Here is a 17,874-nt window from a genome sequence, read left to right as displayed (position 1 = left end):
AGTCCACCGCTCCGGGTAAGGCGGTCCGCGCTACTGCGGGTACGGCGGATTGCGCGCGGCCAGCTCCCGGACCTCCGCCGCGACCGGGCTCACGTCGCCCGGCTCCCGGACCGCCGCCCCGAACAGAGCCGCGATCCTCGCCATGTCCCCCTCGTCCATCCCCTGCGTGGTGACGGCGGCGGTCCCCAGGCGGATGCCCCGGGCCTCCCCGTACGGCAGCGCACACGTGTCCAGGACCATGCCGGCCGCCGAGAGCCGCGTCCGGGCGGTGCGGCCGTCGACGCCCAGCGGGGCCGGGTCCGCCACGATGATGTGGGTGTCCGTGCCGCCCGTGGTGACCTCGAAGCCTTCGGCCTCAAGGCCCGCAGCCAGCACCCGTGCGTGGGCGACCACCTGGTGCGCGTAGAGCGTGTACGCCGGTGTCTCCGCCTCCCCGAAGGCGACCGCCTTCGCCGCCACCGTGTGCATCTGCGCGCCGCCCTGCGTGAACGGGAACACCGCCCGGTCGATCCGCTCGGCCAGCTCCCCGCCGCACAGGATCATGCCGCCGCGCGGACCGCGCAGCACCTTGTGCGTGGTGGCGCAGACCACGTCCGCGTACGGGACCGGGCTCGGCGCCGCTCCCCCGGCGATCAGCCCCATCGGGTGGGCGGCGTCGGCGATCAGGTACGCGCCCACCTCGTCGGCGATCTCCCGGAACAGCTCGTAGTCGGGGTGGCGGGGGTAGGAGATCGAGCCGCAGACGATGGCCTTGGGGCGGCGGGCGCGGGCCAGGGCGCGGAGCCGGGTGTAGTCGATGAGGCCGGTCGCAGGGTCCACCCCGTACCCGACGAAGTCGAACCAGCGGCCGGAGAAGTTGCCGGGCGCCCCGTGGGTGAGGTGTCCCCCGTACGGGAGTCCCATCGCGAGCACCGTGTCCCCCGGGCGCAGCAGTGCGGCGTAGGCGGCGAGGACGGCGGAGGAGCCCGAGTGCGGCTGGACGTTGGCGTGTTCGGCGCCGAAGAGGGCGGTGGCGCGGCGCACCGCGATGCGTTCGGCGGCGTCCGCGTGTTCGCAGCCGCCGTGGTGGCGGGCGCCCGGGTACCCCTCGGCGTACTTGTTGGCGAGCGGGGAGCCGAGGGCGGCCAGGACCGCGGGCGAGGTGAAGTTCTCGGCGGCGATCAGCTGGAGGGTGGCGGCCTGCCGGTCCCGCTCGGCTTGCAGGACCCCGGCGACCTCCGGGTCCTGGCGGAGCAGGGCGCCGAAGTCCTGGGGCGGGGCGTCGGGCGTGGCCGGCACGGCGGCGGCTACGGGTGCGGCGGGAGAGGTGACCGGCATGGGACGGCTCCGGGCCTGGAGGAGGGTGCGCCGGCGAGGGGGGGCCGGTGTCAGCTCCAATGTAGGCCGGGGCGGGGCGGTGTGCCCGCTGTCGCGGCGCCCCGTACGCCGGTCGGCGCACCGCGCGTACCGGTCGCACCGGCGCTCGGTCCGGAGCGCGTACGGAGGTCGGCGCACCGTACAGCGCGCGTACGTCCCTCAGTGCGGCGCGCGTACGCCCGTGAGCGCCGTGACCACCGGGTCGAGCGCCTGGTTGATCTCGTCGCCGATGGAGCGGAAGAAGGTGATGGGCGCGCCGTAGGGGTCGTAGACCTCGTCCGCCTCGGCGGTCGGGGCCAGCAGCCAGCCGCGCAGCGCGGCTGCGGCACGGACCAGGGCGCGGGCGCGCTCGACGACGCCTTCGTCGAGCGGGTCGGGCAGGGTGGCGGGGTCTATCGCCCGCACCAGCCGGGTGAACTCTTTGAGCGTGAAGGTCCGCAGGCCCGCGGAGTGGCCCATGGAGATGACCTGGGCACGGTGGTCGCGGGTGGCGGTGAGGACCAGGTCGGCGCGGATGACGTGCTCGTCGAGGAGCTCGCGTCCGACGAAGCCGCTGGCGTCCGCGCCGAAGTCGGCGAGGACGACCTCGGCGTTGGCCTCCATGGGGGCACCCTCATGGCCCCAGGTGCCCGCGCTCTCCACGATCAGGCCGCCGCTGAGCGGATCGCCGAGGCGGCCCACCAGGGCATGGCGGGTCAGCCGCTCGGTGATCGGTGAGCGGCAGACGTTGCCGGTGCTGACGTGGAGGATGCGGAAGGTGTCGGTCCGCCCCGCTATGCCACGCCCCTCGGGCGCGGTCAATTGGCCACCTCGAGGTCGGGTACCACCTTGCGCAGCTCCTCGACGGAGAGGGCACCGGCCCGCAGGAGGACCGGAGTGGCACCGGTGACGTCGACGATCGAGGACGGCACGATGCCGGGAGTCGGACCGCCGTCGAGGTAGACGGAGACGGAGTCGCCGAGCATGCCCTGGGCGGCGTCGCAGTCCTCGGGCGAGGGGTGTCCGGTGAGGTTGGCGCTGGAGACGGCCATCGGGCCGACCTCGGTCAGCAGCTCGATGGCGACGGGGTGCAGCGGCATCCGGATGGCGACGGTGCCGCGGGTGTCGCCGAGGTCCCACTGGAGCGAGGGCTGGTGCTTGGCGACCAGGGTGAGGGCACCGGGCCAGAACGCGTCGACCAGCTCCCAGGCCTGCTCGGAGAAGTCGGTGACCAGGCCGTGCAGGGTGTTCGGGGAGCCGATGAGGACGGGGGTGGGCATGTTGCGGCCGCGGCCCTTGGCGTCCAGCAGGTCGGCGACGCCCTCGGAGCTGAAGGCGTCCGCACCGATCCCGTACACGGTGTCGGTGGGCAGCACGACCAGTTCGCCTCGGCGGACGGCGGACGCGGCCTCGCGCAGCCCGGTGGTCCGGTCGGTGGCGTCGTTGCAGTCGTATCGCCGTGCCATCAGCCGGCCTCCTCGAGCGTGTACGGGTAGCGGTGGTGGTGCCGGGGGCCGGTCACGGCATGGCCTTGCGGGCGGTGGCGAACCGGGGCCGCTTGTTGAGGTCGGGGTGGTCGGCCGCGTCGGCCCAGCCCCGCTCCTCGGTGAAGATCCACGGCACCTGGCCGCCCTGGGTGTCGGCGTGCTCGATGACGACGAGGCCGCCGGGGCGCAGCAGACGGTGGGCGGTGCGCTCGATGCCGCGGATGGTGTCGAGGCCGTCCTCGCCGGAGAAGAGGGCCATCTCCGGGTCGTGGTCGCGGGCCTCGGGAGCGACGTACTCCCATTCGGTGAGCGGGATGTACGGCGGGTTGGAGATCACCAGGTCGACCTGGCCGTCGAGCTCGGGGAGGGCGCTCAGGGCGTCTCCCTTGTGGACGGTGACCCTGGACCCCTCGGCGTTCTTCCGGGTCCATTTGAGGGCGTCCTCGGAGAGCTCCACGGCGTGTACGCGCGAGCGCGGGACCTCCTGGGCCATGGCGAGCGCGATGGCGCCCGAGCCGGTGCACAGGTCGACGACGACGGGCTCCACGACGTCCATCGCGCGGACGGCGTCTATGGCCCAGCCGACGACCGACTCGGTCTCCGGCCGGGGCACGAAGACGCCGGGCCCGACCTGGAGCTCCAGGTAGCGGAAGAACGCGCGGCCGGTGATGTGCTGGAGCGGTTCGCGGGCCTCGCGGCGGGCGACGGTCTCCCAGTACCGGGCGTCGAAGTCCGTGTCGGGCACCTGGTGCAGCTCGCCCCGCTTCACGCCGTGCACGAAGGCCGCGAGTTCCTCGGCGTCGAATCGCGGTGAGGGAACACCGGCGTCGGCCAGCCGCTGGGTGGCCTGGGCCACCTCGGCGAGCAGCAGGTTCATCGCGGTTCTCCGTACGGTTTACGGGCGTGCGGGGCGGGCGGTGCGCTTACGCGTTGGCGAGCTTGGCGGCGGAGTCGGCGTCGACGCACGCCTGGATGACGGCGTCGAGCTCTCCGTCGAGCACCTGGTCCAAGTTGTACGCCTTGAAGCCGACGCGGTGGTCGGAGATGCGGTTTTCCGGGAAGTTGTACGTCCGGATCTTCTCGGAGCGGTCGACCGTACGGACCTGGCTGCGGCGCACGTCGGAGGCCTCCTGCTCGGCGGCCTCCTGGGCGGCGGCGAGCAGCCGGGAGCGCAGGATGCGCATGGCCTGCTCCTTGTTCTGGAGCTGGCTCTTCTCGTTCTGACAGGAGGCGACGACGCCGGTCGGCAGGTGCGTGATGCGGACGGCGGAGTCGGTCGTGTTGACGGACTGGCCGCCGGGGCCCGAGGAGCGGTAGACGTCGATGCGCAGGTCGTTGGCGTGGATCTCGACCTCGACCTCCTCGGCCTCGGGGGTGACGAGCACACCCGCGGCGGAGGTGTGGATACGGCCCTGGGACTCGGTGGAGGGCACGCGCTGCACGCGGTGCACACCGCCCTCGTACTTCATCCGGGCCCAGACGCCCTGGCCGGGCTCGGTGGCGCCGTTGCCACCCTTGGTCTTGACGGCGACCTGGACGTCCTTGTAGCCGCCGAGCTCGGACTCGGTGGAGTCGATGATCTCGGTCTTCCAGCCGATACGCTCGGCGTACCGCAGGTACATGCGCAGCAGGTCACCGGCGAACAGGGCGGACTCGTCGCCGCCGGCGCCCGCCTTGATCTCCAGGAGCACGTCCTTGTCGTCGCTGGGGTCGCGCGGGACGAGGAGGAGACGGAGCTTCTCGGTGAGCTCTTCGCGCTCCTTCTCCAGGTCCTTGACCTCGGCGGCGAAGTCGGGGTCGTCCGCGGCGTACTCGCGGGCGGTTTCGATGTCCTCGCCGGTCTGCTTCCAGGCCCGGTACGTGGAGACGATCGGGGTCAGCTCCGCGTAGCGCTTGTTCAGCTTGCGCGCGTTGGCCTGGTCGGCGTGGACCGACGGGTCGGCGAGCTTCTTCTCAAGACCGGCGTGCTCGCCGATCAGTTCCTCGACCGCCTCGAACATTCGGGGGCTCCTGGTTGATTACGTCTACGGGCCTGCTGGAGGGCGTGCTGCCGGGTGGGGCGCCGGGGGCTCCCCCGCACACCCGACCGGAAAAACGCCGGTTCCGACGCCCCCGGGAAGAGGGCGCCGAGAACCGGCGCAGTGGCTCGCTACTTGCTGGCGGAGCCGGCAGCCTTGCCGAAGCGGGCCTCGAAGCGGGCCACGCGGCCGCCGGTGTCGAGGATCTTCTGCTTGCCCGTGTAGAACGGGTGGCACTCGGAGCAGACGTCGGCGCGGATGGCGCCGGAGTCGATGGTGCTCCGGGTGGTGAACGACGCACCGCAGGTGCAGCTGACCTGCGTCTCGACGTACTCGGGGTGGATGTCGCGCTTCAAGGTGTCTCCTAGTTTCGGGAGGGCGCCGGGTCGTCCGCGCGGATTGCGCGGCCGTGAACCGGGGCCGACGTACCAGTCTGCCAGGACCGGCCGTATCTCCCAAAACCGGGGGCGGGCCGCAGGTATTCCCCGTGACCGTACGAGCGTGCTACTGGACGACCTTTCCGGCGTCTCCCTTGTCCCCCGCGGACTTCTCGGTGGCGGAGGCGGGGATGGGCCGGTCGTTCTTGAGGGCTGCCCACACCTGCCGTCCGGCCTCCTCCTGCGGGAGGACCCGGTTCGGATCGGCGGGGTCGTACTCCACCGGCAGGGTCACCATGTGCACGTTGTCCGCGCCGAGCCCCTTGAGGCCGTTCGCGAACCCGGTGAGCTTCTTGACCGAGCCGAGGCCCAAGTCGGTGGTGAGCGCCTTGGTGGCGGCGTCCGCGAGGCCGAGCAGCTTCGTCGGGCTGGAGAACACCCCGACGCTCTTCGCCTGTTCCATCAGCGCCTTGACGAACGCCTGCTGGAGCTGGATGCGGCCGAGGTCACTGCCGTCCCCGACGCTCTTGCGGGTACGGACGAGGCCGAGGGACTGCTCCCCGTCCAGGGTGTGGGGACCCGGCTCCAGGTCGAGATGGCTCTTGGCGTCGCTGATCGCACTCTTCGTGGTGATCTCGACGCCGCCCAGCTCGTCGATCAGCTTCTCGAAGCCGGTGAAGTCGACCTCGATGTAGTGGTCCATGCGGATACCGGACATGGATTCGACGGTCTTCACCGCGCAGGCCGGCCCGCCGACCTCGTACGCGGTGTTGAACATGGCGCGCTGCTCGGCGGGGACCGTCTCGTCCGTGGTGTCGCTCGCGCAGGCGGGGCGTTCGATCAGGGTGTCGCGCGGTATCGAGACGACGCTCGCCGACTTGTGGCCCTTGTCGACGTGCATGACCATCGCCGTGTCGGAGCGGGCGGCGCCCTCGTCGGCGCCGTACTTGCCGTTGTCGCCGGAGCGCGAGTCGGAACCCAGCACCAGGATGTCCTGCGAGCCGTCGTCCACGTCGTCGGGGCGGTCGGTGCCGAGCTGGGCGTCGATGTCGACGCTGGAGAGGTTGCCGTCGAGGGTGACGTACGCGTATCCGAACCCGGCCCCGCCCAGGACCACCACGCCCGCCACCGTCCAGGCCGTGGCGACCTTCGCGCGGTGACGGCGGGTGGGCTTCCTCCGGCGGGTGCCGGTGCCGCGTATCCGCCCCGGGGTCTTCCTCTGCTCGCTCACGCGTCTCCCTCGCTACGGCGTTCCGCTGCTCCTCGCCCCCGGCCGTGACGGTTCCGGGAGGGTTTGTCATCTCTTGATCAGACGGCGAAGCAGCAAGAAGGGTTGCACAGGGCCCTGTCTGGGCCCGGAGGGCGGCAGAGGGCGCACGCGGGCCGGCGGGCGGCCGGCGATCCGGCGTTCACCTGCGGTTTCCTGTCCCGGACACCCACTGGCGGGGACGTCACCCGGCGGGCCTGCGTGTGGCAAAGGTCTCGGGCCGGGGCCGGGAACGCGGAGGGCCCGCAGCACCGTGGTGCTGCGGGCCCTCCGCGTCAACTGCCGTGTGTACGTCAGTCGTTGCCGTTTCCGCTGCCCGGCGTCGTCTTCTGGATCTGGAGCAGGAACTCCGCGTTGGACTGGGTCTTCTTCATCCGGTCCAGGAGGAGCTCGATCGCCTGCTGCTGGTCGAGCGCGTGCAGCACCCGGCGCAGCTTCCAGACGACCGCCAGCTCGTCGGTGCCGAGCAGGATCTCTTCCTTGCGGGTGGAGGACGCGTCGACGTCCACCGCCGGGAAGATGCGCTTGTCCGAGAGCTTCCGGTCGAGCTTGAGCTCCATGTTGCCGGTGCCCTTGAACTCCTCGAAGATCACCTCGTCCATGCGCGAGCCGGTCTCGACGAGCGCGGTGGCCAGGATGGTCAGCGAGCCGCCGTCCTCGATGTTGCGCGCGGCACCGAAGAAGCGCTTCGGGGGGTACAGCGCGGTCGAGTCGACACCACCGGAGAGGATGCGGCCGGAGGCGGGCGCCGCGAGGTTGTACGCGCGGCCCAGACGGGTGATCGAGTCGAGCAGGACGACCACGTCGTGACCCAGCTCCACGAGACGCTTGGCGCGCTCGATGGCCAGCTCGGCGACGGTGGTGTGGTCCTCGGCGGGCCGGTCGAAGGTCGAGGAGATGACCTCGCCCTTCACCGACCGCTGCATGTCGGTGACCTCTTCCGGACGCTCGTCGACCAGGACGACCATCAGGTGGCACTCGGGGCTGTTGACCGTGATCGCGTTGGCGATGGCCTGCAGGATCATGGTCTTGCCGGTCTTCGGCGGGGCCACGATGAGCCCGCGCTGGCCCTTGCCGATCGGGGCCACCAGGTCGATGATCCGCGTCGTCAGGATGTTGGAGTCGGTCTCCAGACGGAGCCGGTCCTGCGGGTACAGCGGGGTCAGCTTCTGGAACTCGGGGCGGCCGCGGCCGGACTCGGGGGCCATGCCGTTGACCGAGTCGAGGCGGACCAGCGCGTTGAACTTCTCGCGCCGCTCGCCGTCCTTGGGCTGGCGGACCGCACCGGTGACGTGGTCGCCCTTGCGCAGGCCGTTCTTGCGGACCTGGGCGAGCGAGACGTACACGTCGTTCGGGCCCGGCAGGTAGCCGGAGGTCCGGATGAACGCGTAGTTGTCGAGGATGTCCAGGATGCCCGCGACGGGGATCAGGACGTCGTCGTCGGCCACCTGCACATCGCTGGCGAAGTCGTCGCGGCCACGACGGCCACGACGGTCGCGGTAGCGGCCACGGCGGCCGCGGCGCCCGCCCGCCTCGTCGTCGAAGTCGTCCTGCGGACCGTTGTCACGGTTCTGCTGGCCCTGGCCCTGGCTCTGCCCCTGGCCCTGGCGCTGCGGACGCTGCTGCCCGCCGCCGCCCTGCTGGCCCTGGTCGTCGCCCTTGCCCCGGCGGTCGCGCTGGCGCTCACGGCGATCCCCGCGCTCGCCCCGGTCACCGCGCTCGCGGTCCCCACGGCCCTGGCGGTCGCCACGACGGCCCTCGGCGGTGTCGGCGGCGGCTTCGGCCTTGGCGTCGCCCTTGGGCTCGCCGCGGTCCTCGGTCTTCTGCTCGGCCTGCGGCTCCGCCTTGGCCTCGGTCTTCGCCTCGGCCTTGGTGTCGGGGCTGCCCGCCTGCGCGGTGGCGCGGCGGCGACGGCGCTCGCCCGTGGGCTGGTCGTCGCTGGCCGGCTGGCCGGGGATGTCGATCTGCTGCTGGGCCGCCTTCTCGGCGGCGGCGGCCTCGTCCCCGGTGCGCGCCTTGGAGGTCGCACGCCGCTTGGGCTTGCTCTCCGCCGCCTCGGCGGCGGGGGCCTCGGCGGCCTTGGAGGAGGCCTTGGGGGCGGCGGATCCGCTGCCCGCCTGCGCCTCCTTGATGACCTCGATCAGCTGGCTCTTGCGCATCCGCGCAGTACCCCTGATGCCGAGGCCGGACGCGACCTGCTGCAGCTCGGCCAGGACCATGCCCTCGAGGCCGGTGCCGGAGCGGCGGCGCCGTGCGGTGGTGCCAGTGGCAGCACCTTCGGCGGGCGCGGCGCTGTCGACGTTCTTGTCGGCAGTGACGCCCATCAGATCGGTGGTGTCGCTCACGAAGGGTCCTTCCCTGGAGCGGACGTCGGCCTTCTGGCTCGGCGACCGGTTGTGCTGTCCGACTGCGGTCTGTTGATCTTGCTGGATCGCGGACCTTGCCGGGGCGGTGGTCCGCCGGGTACGGCGGAGAGATGAACGTGCGGGGTCCGGCGCGAGATCCCCCTGCTCGGCCCACTCCTGGACGAGCGAGGGGTGTCGTGCCGGTTCCGGAGCGTGCTCGAAACTGCTCAGGCAGGCTGCTCAGGCAGTTGGGGAGGCTCCCGGAAGAATGGCGGTCCCGGAGGGGGACACGAAGCAACGCGCCTCAAAGACGTCGGTTGCAGACTTGAGGTTAACACTACCGGCTCCAACAAACATTCCCCCTCTCGGCCACCGGTAATCAGATGCGGTTACGCGGCCAGCGGCAGCACGGTGGCGCCCGCGGCGTCGAGGGCCAGCCGGTTGGCGGCCCAACCCTCGCCCGCCAGTCGGGCGACCTTGTCGGCGGACCCCTCCTCCGCCAGCGCGAGCACCGTGGGGCCCGCGCCGGAGATGACAGCGGGCACACCGTCGGCGCGCAGCCGGTGCACCAGCTCCACGCTCTCGGGCATCGCGGGGCCCCGGTACTCCTGGTGGATCCGGTCCTCGGTGGCGGCGAGCAGGAGCTCGGGGCGCCTGGTCAGCGCCTCGACGAGCAGGGCGGCCCGGCCCGCGTTGAGGGCGGCGTCGACGTGCGGGACGGAGCGCGGGAGCAGGCCCCGCGCCGTCTCGGTGAGCACGGGCCGGCCGGGTACGAAGACCACCGGAACGACGGACGGCGCGGGGTCCATCCGGATCGCCCGGGCCGCTCCGCCGTCCATCCACGCGAGGGTGAAACCGCCGAGCAGACACGCCGCGACGTTGTCGGGGTGCCCTTCGATCTCGGTGGCCAGCTCCAGCAGGGCCTCGTCGTCGAGACGGGCGTCGCCCCCGGTCGTCACGGCGCGGGCGGCGACGATTCCGGCGCAGATGGCGGCGGAGGAGGAGCCGAGGCCGCGACCGTGCGGGATCCGGTTGGCACAGACGATCTCCAGGCCGCGGGGCTGGCCGCCGAGCAGGTCGAAGGCGGTGCGCAGGGAGCGGACGAGCAGGTGGCTCTCGTCGCGGGGCAGCGTCTCGCCGCCCTCACCTGCGATGTCGATGTGGAGCCCGGAGTCGGCGACCCGGACGACGACGTCGTCGTACAGCCCCAGCGAGAGGCCGAGGGCGTCGAAACCCGGGCCCAGATTGGCGCTGGTTGCGGGGACGCGCACCCTGACGGCGGCGGCTCGGAACGCGGGACCGGCCATCGGCTGGATGACTCCTTGTAAGGCGGCGGGGATTGCGGTGCGGTGGCTCTGCGGCGGTGGGGGCCTACGGGGACGGGGATGGGGCCGGTGGCCCGGCCCGTGCTCGCCGTCACGACGGCGCTCGCGCCGCGGCAGACCCGTGGGGCGGGTGTCGGGCGGATGGGGTACAGCTTATCGAAGGAAGGTTCTGTCGCGACATAGGGCGCACAGGAGGCGCACGATGCGTGTCGCCCGCCTCCTATGCGCTCTCCGCCCCGAAAAGAGGGCGGTTGAGCTGGGTTGTCTCGTGTTGGCCCCGAAGGGTTGCCGCGTGTTGGCCCCGGGAGGTCGTCCCGCGTCGGCCCCCCGGGTCAGACGAGCCCGAGCTTCTGGGCCGCGGTGGCCGCGTCGACCGGTACGGTGACCGGCTGCGGGGCGCCCGCGACGGCCCAGTCGGGGTCCTTGAGGCCGTTACCGGTGACCGTGCAGACGATGCGCTGGCCGGGGTCGACCCTGCCCTCCTCGGCGGCCTTGAGCAGACCGGCGACGGACGCGGCCGACGCGGGCTCCACGAAGACGCCCTCCTGGGAGGCCAACAGCCGGTAGGCGGACAGAATCTGCCGGTCCGTCACCTCGTCGATGAAACCGCCCGATTCGTCCCGGGCGGCCAGGGCGTAGTCCCAGGAGGCCGGGTTGCCGATACGGATAGCGGTGGCGATGGTGGACGGGTCCTTGACGACCTCGCCGCGCACGATGGGCGCGGAGCCGGAGGCCTGGAAGCCCCACATGCGCGGGGCGTGCGTGGAGACGCCGTCACGGGCGTACTCGGTGTACCCCTTCCAGTACGCGGTGATGTTGCCCGCGTTGCCGACCGGCAGGACGTGGATGTCGGGGGCGTCGCCGAGCGCGTCGACGATCTCGAACGCGGCGGTCTTCTGGCCCTCGATACGGACCGGGTTGACCGAATTGACCAGCGCCACCGGGTAGTTGTCCGAGAGCGAGCGGGCCAGGGTGAGGCAGTCGTCGAAGTTGCCGTCGACCTGCAGGATCTTTGCGCCGTGCACGAGCGCCTGGCCCATCTTGCCGAGCGCGATCTTGCCCTGCGGTACGAGGACGGCGCAGACCATACCCGCGCGCACCGCGTACGCCGCGGCGGAGGCCGAGGTGTTGCCGGTGGAGGCGCAGATGACCGCCTTGGCCCCCTCCTCCTTGGCCCGGGTGATGGCCATGGTCATGCCCCGGTCCTTGAACGAACCGGTGGGGTTGGCGCCCTCGACCTTGAGGTGCACCTCGCAGCCCGTGCGCTCGGAGAGGACCTGCGCCGGAACGAGCGGCGTACCGCCCTCACGAAGCGTGACGACCGGCGTCGTGGCCGTGACCGGAAGCCGGTCCCGGTACTCCTCGATGATGCCGCGCCACTGGTGGGTGCCCTTGCTGGTCATGGGTCCTTTACTCCCCTTCAACACGCATGATGCTGGCGACACCGCGCACGGTGTCGAGCTTGCGCAGCGCTTCGACGGTCCCGGAGAGGGCGGCGTCGGGCGCGCGGTGGGTGACGACGACGAGGGATGCCTCGCCGCCTCCGTCTGGACGTCCTTGCTGGCGGACGGTGTCGATCGATACGCCCTGCTCGGCGAAGACCGTTGCCACCTGGGCGAGTACGCCCGGCTTGTCGGCCACGTCGAGGCTGATGTGGTAGCGCGTGACGACCTCGCCCATGGGGCTGACCGGCAGACGCGTGTAGGCGGACTCACCGGGTCCGGTGGCCTCGCCCAGTTTGTTGCGGCAGACCGCGACCAGGTCGCCGAGGACCGCGGAGGCCGTCGGGGAGCCGCCGGCGCCGGGGCCGTAGAACATGAGCTGGCCGGCGGCGTCCGCCTCGATGAACACCGCGTTGTACGCCTCACGGACGGAGGCCAGCGGGTGACTGAGCGGGATCATCGCGGGGTGGACGCGGGCGGTGACGGAGGCCCCGTCGGCGGCGCGCTCGCAGATGGCGAGGAGCTTGACCGTGCAGCCCATGCGGCGGGCGGAGGCGATGTCGGCGGCGGTGACCTCGGTGATGCCCTCGCGGTGGACGTCGCCGATCCTCACGCGGGTGTGGAAGGCGATGCCGGCGAGGATCGCGGCCTTCGCGGCGGCGTCGAAGCCCTCGACGTCGGCGGTCGGGTCGGCCTCGGCGTACCCGAGGGCGGTGGCCTCGTCGAGCGCCTCGGAGTAACCGGCGCCGCTGGTGTCCATCTTGTCGAGGATGAAGTTGGTCGTGCCGTTGACGATGCCGAGCACCCGGTTGACCTTGTCACCGGCGAGCGACTCGCGCAGCGGCCGGACCAGCGGGATGGCCCCGGCGACGGCGGCCTCGTAATACAGGTCGCGGCCGTACTTCTCGGCGGCGGCGTGCAGGGCCGCGCCGTCCTCGGCGAGCAGTGCCTTGTTGGCGGAGACGACGCTGGCGCCGTTCTCGAAGGCGGTGGTGATGAGCGTGCGGGCCGGCTCGATGCCCCCGATGACTTCGATGACCACATCGATGTCGCCGCGCTGCACGAGCGCGGTCGCGTCGGTGGTGATCAGTGCGGGGTCGATGCCCTCACGCACCTTCGAGGGGCGGCGGACGGCGACGCCGACGAGCTCCACGGGCGCCCCGATGCGCGCCGCGAGGTCGTCGGCGTGCGTCGTCATGATGCGCGCCACCTCTGAGCCGACCACTCCGCAGCCCAGCAGCGCCACCTTCAGCGGACGCGTACGCATCATCCGACCTCGTTTCTCATACATGCTCATGTGTGGACCAGTCTCACTCACCGGACGGGCGTTTCTGACCCCCGTCCGGATCCTGAGATGACTATTTCATCAGCCGACATCGAGACGCAGGAGATCTTCCTCCGTCTCGCGCCGGACGATGACGCGTGCCTCGCCGTCCCGGACGGCGACGACCGGAGGGCGCAGGGCGTGGTTGTAGTTGCTCGCCATCGAGCGGCAGTACGCGCCGGTGGCGGGGACGGCGATCAGGTCGCCGGGCGCCAGGTCGGCGGGGAGGAACGCGTCCTTGACCACGATGTCCCCGCTCTCGCAGTGCTTGCCGACGACCCGGACCAGCATCGGCTCGGCCTCCGAGGTGCGCGAGACGAGCGCCACGCTGTACTCGGCGTCGTACAGCGCGGTACGGATATTGTCCGACATCCCGCCGTCGACGCTGACATACGTCCGCAGCCCTTCGAGGGGCTTGATGGTGCCGACCTCGTACAGCGTGAACGCGGTGGGTCCGACGATGGCGCGCCCCGGCTCGACGGAGATGCGGGGGGTGCGCAGCCCTGCGGACTCGCACTCGCGGGTGACGATGTCGCTGAGCGCCTTGGCGATCTCGTGCGGCTCGCGGGGGTCGTCCTCCGAGGTGTACGCGATGCCGAGGCCGCCGCCGAGGTCGATCTCGGGCAGCTCGACGCCGTGCTCGTCACGGACCTCGGCGAGCAGCTGCACCACGCGCCGGGCGGAGACCTCGAAGCCGGCCATGTCGAAGATCTGCGAGCCGATGTGCGAGTGGATCCCGATGAGTTCGAGGCTGTCGAGCCCGAGCGCGCGGCGCACCGCCTCGGCGGCCTGCCCGTCGGCCAGCGCGATGCCGAACTTCTGGTCCTCGTGCGCGGTGGCGATGAACTCGTGGGTGTGCGCCTCGACGCCGACGGTGACCCGGATCTGGACGCGCTGGCGGACGCCGTGGCTCCGGGCGATGTGGGCGACGCGGACGATCTCCTGGAAGGAGTCGAGCACGATCCGCCCGACGCCGGCCTGGACGGCCCGCTCGATCTCGGCGACGGTCTTGTTGTTGCCGTGGAAGGCGATGCGCTCGGCGGGCATGCCCGCGTCGAGGGCCGTGGTCAACTCCCCGCCGGAGCAGACGTCGAGATGCAGCCCCTCCTCCTGGAGCCAGCGCACGACGGCGCGGGAGAGGAAGGCCTTCCCGGCGTAGAAGACGTCGGCGTCCGGCCCGAAGGCGTCCGCCCAGGCCCGGCAGCGGGCGCGGAAGTCGCTCTCGTCGAGGAAGTAGGCGGGGGTCCCGAACTCCTCGGCGAGCCGGGCGACACCCATCCCGCCGACGGTGAGGGCACCGTCCGCGTCGCGGGTGACGGTACGGGCCCAGACCTTCTCGTCCAGGACGTTGAGGTCGGCGGCGGGGGCGGAGTAGTGCCCCTCGGTCAGGACGTCGGCGTGACGGGGACCGGCGGGGTGTGCGGAGCGGCTCATGGTGAGGTCTCTCGGATTCTTCGGATTCGTCAGAGATGCGCGGGCGCGCTGATACCGAGCAGGGACAGGCCGCCTGCCAGCACCGTCCCGGCGGCTTCGGCGAGGGCGAGCCGGGAGCGGTGGGCGGCCGAGGGTTTCTCGTCACCCGAAGGCAGCGGAGAGCAGCAGTCGTGGAAGTCGAAGAACGCGTGGGCGACGGCTTCCAGATGCCGGGCGACCCGGTCGGGCGCGCGGTGACGGGCTGCGGCGAGGAGGACGCCGGGGTGGTCGGCGAGGAGATCGAGGAGGGGGCGGGCGGCACTTCCGTGCGGAGCCGCGTCAGGAGCGGAGGTGAACCCCAGGGCGGCGGCGCCCCGGGTGAGCGCGCGGGCCCTGGCGTGGGCGTACCGGACCTGGAAGAGCGGGTTGGCCTCCCCCTGGACGAGCAGTCCGTCGCCGAGCCGGGCGCGGTCGTGCACGGCGGGCCGCAGCAGCCCCCAGCGGGTGGCGTCCACGCCGAGCCGCTCCAGCAGCTCCCCGGCGGTGGCGCCGGCGGGCACCGGGCGTATGGGGGTGGACGGGGCTGGGGGGTTGCGCGCGGCCGGGGACGTGCCGTGCGCGTCGGCGGTGACGCCGAGGCGGCTCCACTCCGTCCTGTCCGCCTCACCCGCCCCCTCGCAGCTGATCCGGACCCGGGCGCCCTGGGCCGTCAGCAGCCGGCGTACGGCATCGGCGGTGACGGCCGCGCGTACCTCGGGCGCGTGAAGGAACCGGATCTCCTCGCCCCCAAACGCGCCCCCGTGTCCGTACACGCTCCCCTGTTCCCGTACGGCGTGGAGAACGGCCCGGTCGCTGTCGGCGGGGGCGCCCAGGGTGAAGCTCAGAAAACCGGGCCCGGTGATCTCGACCCGCCCGATCCCGGGTTCGGCGGCGACCCGCTCGTGCAGGATCCGCGCGACCTCCAGGGCCGGCAGCCGGGCAGGCCCGGCAAGCTGGAGCGCCACCGCGCAGGCGTAGTCGCCGCTGCCCCCGGGCCGGGTCCTCTCCACCCGCACGCGCGCGGGCACGGGCGCGCGCAGCGCATTCTCGTCGACCGCGCGGCGCACGGCGCGCAGCACGGTCCGGGAGAGATCGGCGGGGGTCACGGGTCAAGCGTATGGGAGGAGGAGGGGCACTCCGCGACCCGGTTTCGCCATCCGGTCAACCGGTGGCGCTCCCCGCCCGCCCGGCGCCGCTCCATCCGTCGACCGACGGCCTCGCCTCCCCCGCCGCCAGCCGGTGCACCATCCGCACCAGCTCGCTCGGCTCGAACGGCTTCGCCAGGAACGCGTCGACCCCGGCCGACACGCCCGCGTCCACCTCGTAGGGCGTGCAGCCGCTGATGACGGCGATGGGCACATGGCGGGTGCGGGGGTCGGAGCGCAGTCCGGACGCGGTCTCCAGGCCTCCGAGGCGGGGCATCACGACGTCGAGGGTGATCACATCGGGACGGATCCGGTGGACCAGGTCCAGGCACTCGACACCATCGGCCGCGGTCACGACCTCGAAGCCCTCCAGCTCGAGATTGACCCTGATCAGCTGCCGGATGACCTTGTTGTCGTCGACAACAAGCACGCGGCCGTACGCCCCTGACACCCTTCGAGAGTAGGTCGGCCCCGGTGACCGCGTCCGGCGTTTCACCACTTCCGCCCCGGACGGGGGACGGGCTGACGCGACGGAATACCTGTTCACGGAGACCAGCCGGGAGCTGGTAGTGTTTCACCCGTCGCAGAGCACCACCGCGATACGCCCCCGTAGCTCAGGGGATAGAGCATCGGCCTCCGGAGCCGGGTGCGCAGGTTCGAATCCTGCCGGGGGCACTTTCCGGAAAAGCGGGCCTGAGCAGCGCAAGCGCTGCTCAGGCCCGCTTTCGTACGTCCCGGGCAGTGGACGCCCGCCCGCCCGACGGGCGGGCGCGGGCCGCGTGGAGCGATGATCGTCGTGGACGCCCCCCGCCCGACCTCGCCGACCCGTCGTTCTGCCGCACGCGGGCCCGGGGTCAGCCGGAATCCGTGATGGTGGGGCCGGGGCCCTCAGGCGCCCTGCTCCTCGGCGCTCCCCGCCCCCTCGGCCCAGAAGGAGTCCAGGGGCCGGGGGCTGGCGGCGGCGATCAGCTGGCGGGCGGTGCGGTGGGCCGTGTCCGCGGGGGCGGCGACGTTGCCCAGGGAGTGGTTGGCGACCGCACCCTCGTAGACCAGGAGCAGCTGATCGACCAGGAGCTCCGGGTCGACCGCGCCGGTCGCCCGGGCGAGTTCGAGCACGCGGGCGCGCAGTGCCCGCTTGTGCTGGGCGATCATCGTGCGGCACAGCCCCTGCGACTCGCCCAGTTCGAACTGGGCGTTGACGAAGGCGCCGCAGCGCAATCCGTCCGGGGCCGACGAGCTGAGCGCGTCGAAGACCGCCAGCAGTCGTCGGCGCGGGTCCGGGCCCGCCGCCTTGAGGCACTCGTCGAGAGTGAGCCGCCAACGCACCTGGCGCCCGTCGAGATAGGCGAGGAACGCTCCGGTGTTCATGGATCTCCTTGTGAGTTCTCAGCGGGTGCGGGCGGACCGGCGGACGGGAGGCGCCAGGCCGAGCCGGATCGCGTTGCCGGCGTTGATGCCGTACGCCAGATCCTGGACGGCCCGGAGCAGGTGGCGGAGTAGTGCACGCATGAGCGGGCTTCCTTCCTGCACGGGCGGTACGGGCGGTTGCGGCCCTCACGCGCGCGAAGCCGCCTGCGCGACCACCCGCACACGCACGGGACCGCCCCCCGGCAAGCTAAGGGGTATAGTCGCTTTTCTCTTCTTACGTTAGCAGGGGTAAGGCTTGAAGGTACCTTTTTCCGATTACGCCTGGGGGGCCGGTGCGGCCACCGGCCTCGTCAACACATCCGCCCTCGTCCGCACCGCCGCCGGAGAGATCCTGACGGACCCCGCCGCCCTCGCCGACTTCCTCGTGGAGCACGGGCTGCGTACCGGGCCCGCGGCCCGACTGCCGTCCGAGGACGATCTCGCGCGGGTGCTTGCCCTCCGCCAGGAGACGCGCGCACTGCTGGAGGCCGAGGACGAGAACGACGTCGCCGACGGCGCGAACGGGCTCGTCGCCCGGGTGGCCACCCGGGCGGCCCTGCTCAGGGACGACGCGGGCAGGTGGCAGTGGCACCTCGTCACCCCGCCGGGCTGCTCCGACGCGGAGGAACTCGCCGTCCTCATCGGGACCGGGCTGCTCGGTGTCCTGCACACCTTGGGTCACGACCGCTTCCGGCCCTGCTCCTCGCCGGTCTGCCACGGCCTCTTCGTGGACACCAGCAAGGCGGGCCGTCGCCGCTACTGCATGCCGGGCCTGTGCGGCAACCGCCTCAACGTGGCCAGCCACCGCGCCCGCCGACAGGCCGGAGAGCGTCCGCCGGCAGGCTGAAGCGGCATCCGGACGACACCGGGCCCGGGTGCGGCCGAACCCTGCGCGGCCACGCCCTCGTTGAAGCAGGGCGCGAGCGGCCGTCGTCCGGGACAGCACCGGG

Annotated in this window: 17 protein-coding genes and 1 tRNA gene; 2 read left to right on the top strand and 16 right to left on the bottom strand. The window is 72.1% G+C overall.

What is annotated here, in order from left to right:
• Positions 1-30: 30 nt before the first annotated feature.
• From glyA to ABZ154_RS13420, 14 genes are all read right to left on the bottom strand, one after another.
• Positions 31-1,317 (bottom strand): serine hydroxymethyltransferase, encoded by a 1,287-nt coding sequence (gene glyA / locus ABZ154_RS13485; protein ID WP_356832060.1) that lies wholly within the window; start codon positions 1,315-1,317, stop codon positions 31-33.
• Positions 1,318-1,515: 198 nt separating this feature from the next.
• Positions 1,516-2,157: a protein-tyrosine-phosphatase gene (locus ABZ154_RS13480; RefSeq protein ID WP_073878323.1), complete on the bottom strand. Its 642-nt coding sequence runs from the start codon at positions 2,155-2,157 to the stop codon at positions 1,516-1,518.
• The gene (locus ABZ154_RS13475; RefSeq protein ID WP_356832057.1) at positions 2,154-2,801 is read right to left on the bottom strand and encodes an L-threonylcarbamoyladenylate synthase; all 648 of its coding nucleotides are present in this window, start codon (positions 2,799-2,801) and stop codon (positions 2,154-2,156) included. Before ABZ154_RS13475 ends, ABZ154_RS13480 begins: the two co-directional genes overlap by 4 nt.
• A gap of 52 nt (positions 2,802-2,853) precedes the next feature.
• A complete protein-coding gene (prmC, locus tag ABZ154_RS13470) occupies positions 2,854-3,699 on the bottom strand; it encodes a peptide chain release factor N(5)-glutamine methyltransferase (RefSeq protein WP_356832055.1) in 846 nt (281 codons plus the stop codon).
• Positions 3,700-3,745: 46 nt separating this feature from the next.
• A complete protein-coding gene (prfA, locus tag ABZ154_RS13465) occupies positions 3,746-4,822 on the bottom strand; it encodes a peptide chain release factor 1 (RefSeq protein WP_030569167.1) in 1,077 nt (358 codons plus the stop codon).
• 149 nt (positions 4,823-4,971) lie between these two features.
• The gene (gene rpmE / locus ABZ154_RS13460) at positions 4,972-5,196 is read right to left on the bottom strand and encodes a 50S ribosomal protein L31 (protein WP_015611364.1); all 225 of its coding nucleotides are present in this window, start codon (positions 5,194-5,196) and stop codon (positions 4,972-4,974) included.
• A gap of 148 nt (positions 5,197-5,344) precedes the next feature.
• Positions 5,345-6,448 carry an LCP family protein gene (locus tag ABZ154_RS13455; protein ID WP_356832053.1) on the bottom strand — a complete coding sequence of 368 codons (1,104 nt, stop codon included), beginning with the start codon at positions 6,446-6,448 and terminating at the stop codon, positions 5,345-5,347.
• Positions 6,449-6,777: 329 nt separating this feature from the next.
• Positions 6,778-8,829, bottom strand: coding sequence for a transcription termination factor Rho (rho, locus tag ABZ154_RS13450; protein WP_356832051.1), 2,052 nt, complete (start codon positions 8,827-8,829; stop codon positions 6,778-6,780).
• A gap of 389 nt (positions 8,830-9,218) precedes the next feature.
• The gene (gene thrB, locus ABZ154_RS13445) at positions 9,219-10,136 is read right to left on the bottom strand and encodes a homoserine kinase (protein WP_356832049.1); all 918 of its coding nucleotides are present in this window, start codon (positions 10,134-10,136) and stop codon (positions 9,219-9,221) included.
• Between the two features lie 350 nt (positions 10,137-10,486).
• Positions 10,487-11,557 (bottom strand): threonine synthase, encoded by a 1,071-nt coding sequence (thrC, locus tag ABZ154_RS13440; protein ID WP_356832047.1) that lies wholly within the window; start codon positions 11,555-11,557, stop codon positions 10,487-10,489.
• A 7-nt stretch (positions 11,558-11,564) separates the two neighbouring features.
• The gene (locus tag ABZ154_RS13435) at positions 11,565-12,866 is read right to left on the bottom strand and encodes a homoserine dehydrogenase (protein ID WP_199863223.1); all 1,302 of its coding nucleotides are present in this window, start codon (positions 12,864-12,866) and stop codon (positions 11,565-11,567) included.
• A 96-nt stretch (positions 12,867-12,962) separates the two neighbouring features.
• Positions 12,963-14,354: a diaminopimelate decarboxylase gene (gene lysA, locus ABZ154_RS13430; RefSeq protein WP_356832045.1), complete on the bottom strand. Its 1,392-nt coding sequence runs from the start codon at positions 14,352-14,354 to the stop codon at positions 12,963-12,965.
• A gap of 29 nt (positions 14,355-14,383) precedes the next feature.
• Entirely contained in the window at positions 14,384-15,478 is a 1,095-nt protein-coding gene (gene nrtL / locus ABZ154_RS13425; RefSeq protein WP_356832043.1) for an ArgS-related anticodon-binding protein NrtL, read from the bottom strand.
• 55 nt (positions 15,479-15,533) lie between these two features.
• Positions 15,534-15,947 (bottom strand): response regulator, encoded by a 414-nt coding sequence (locus ABZ154_RS13420; RefSeq protein ID WP_356832041.1) that lies wholly within the window; start codon positions 15,945-15,947, stop codon positions 15,534-15,536.
• A 173-nt stretch (positions 15,948-16,120) separates the two neighbouring features.
• On the opposite strand from ABZ154_RS13420, the gene ABZ154_RS13415 reads away from it, so the two are divergent.
• Positions 16,121-16,192 (top strand) — tRNA-Arg (locus ABZ154_RS13415).
• A gap of 213 nt (positions 16,193-16,405) precedes the next feature.
• Here the strand turns inward: ABZ154_RS13415 and ABZ154_RS13410 are convergent.
• The gene (locus ABZ154_RS13410; RefSeq protein WP_356832039.1) at positions 16,406-16,885 is read right to left on the bottom strand and encodes a hypothetical protein; all 480 of its coding nucleotides are present in this window, start codon (positions 16,883-16,885) and stop codon (positions 16,406-16,408) included.
• An 18-nt stretch (positions 16,886-16,903) separates the two neighbouring features.
• Positions 16,904-17,026, bottom strand: coding sequence for a hypothetical protein (locus tag ABZ154_RS13405; RefSeq protein WP_356832037.1), 123 nt, complete (start codon positions 17,024-17,026; stop codon positions 16,904-16,906).
• A gap of 154 nt (positions 17,027-17,180) precedes the next feature.
• On the opposite strand from ABZ154_RS13405, the gene ABZ154_RS13400 reads away from it, so the two are divergent.
• Positions 17,181-17,771 (top strand): CGNR zinc finger domain-containing protein, encoded by a 591-nt coding sequence (locus tag ABZ154_RS13400; RefSeq protein ID WP_356832035.1) that lies wholly within the window; start codon positions 17,181-17,183, stop codon positions 17,769-17,771.
• Positions 17,772-17,874 lie beyond the last annotated feature (103 nt).

This window comes from Streptomyces sp. NPDC006261, assembly GCF_040613515.1.
GTDB lineage: Bacteria > Actinomycetota > Actinomycetes > Streptomycetales > Streptomycetaceae > Streptomyces.
Note: the sequence above shows the minus strand (reverse complement) of the source record. Positions and strands in the feature narration are given on the sequence as shown.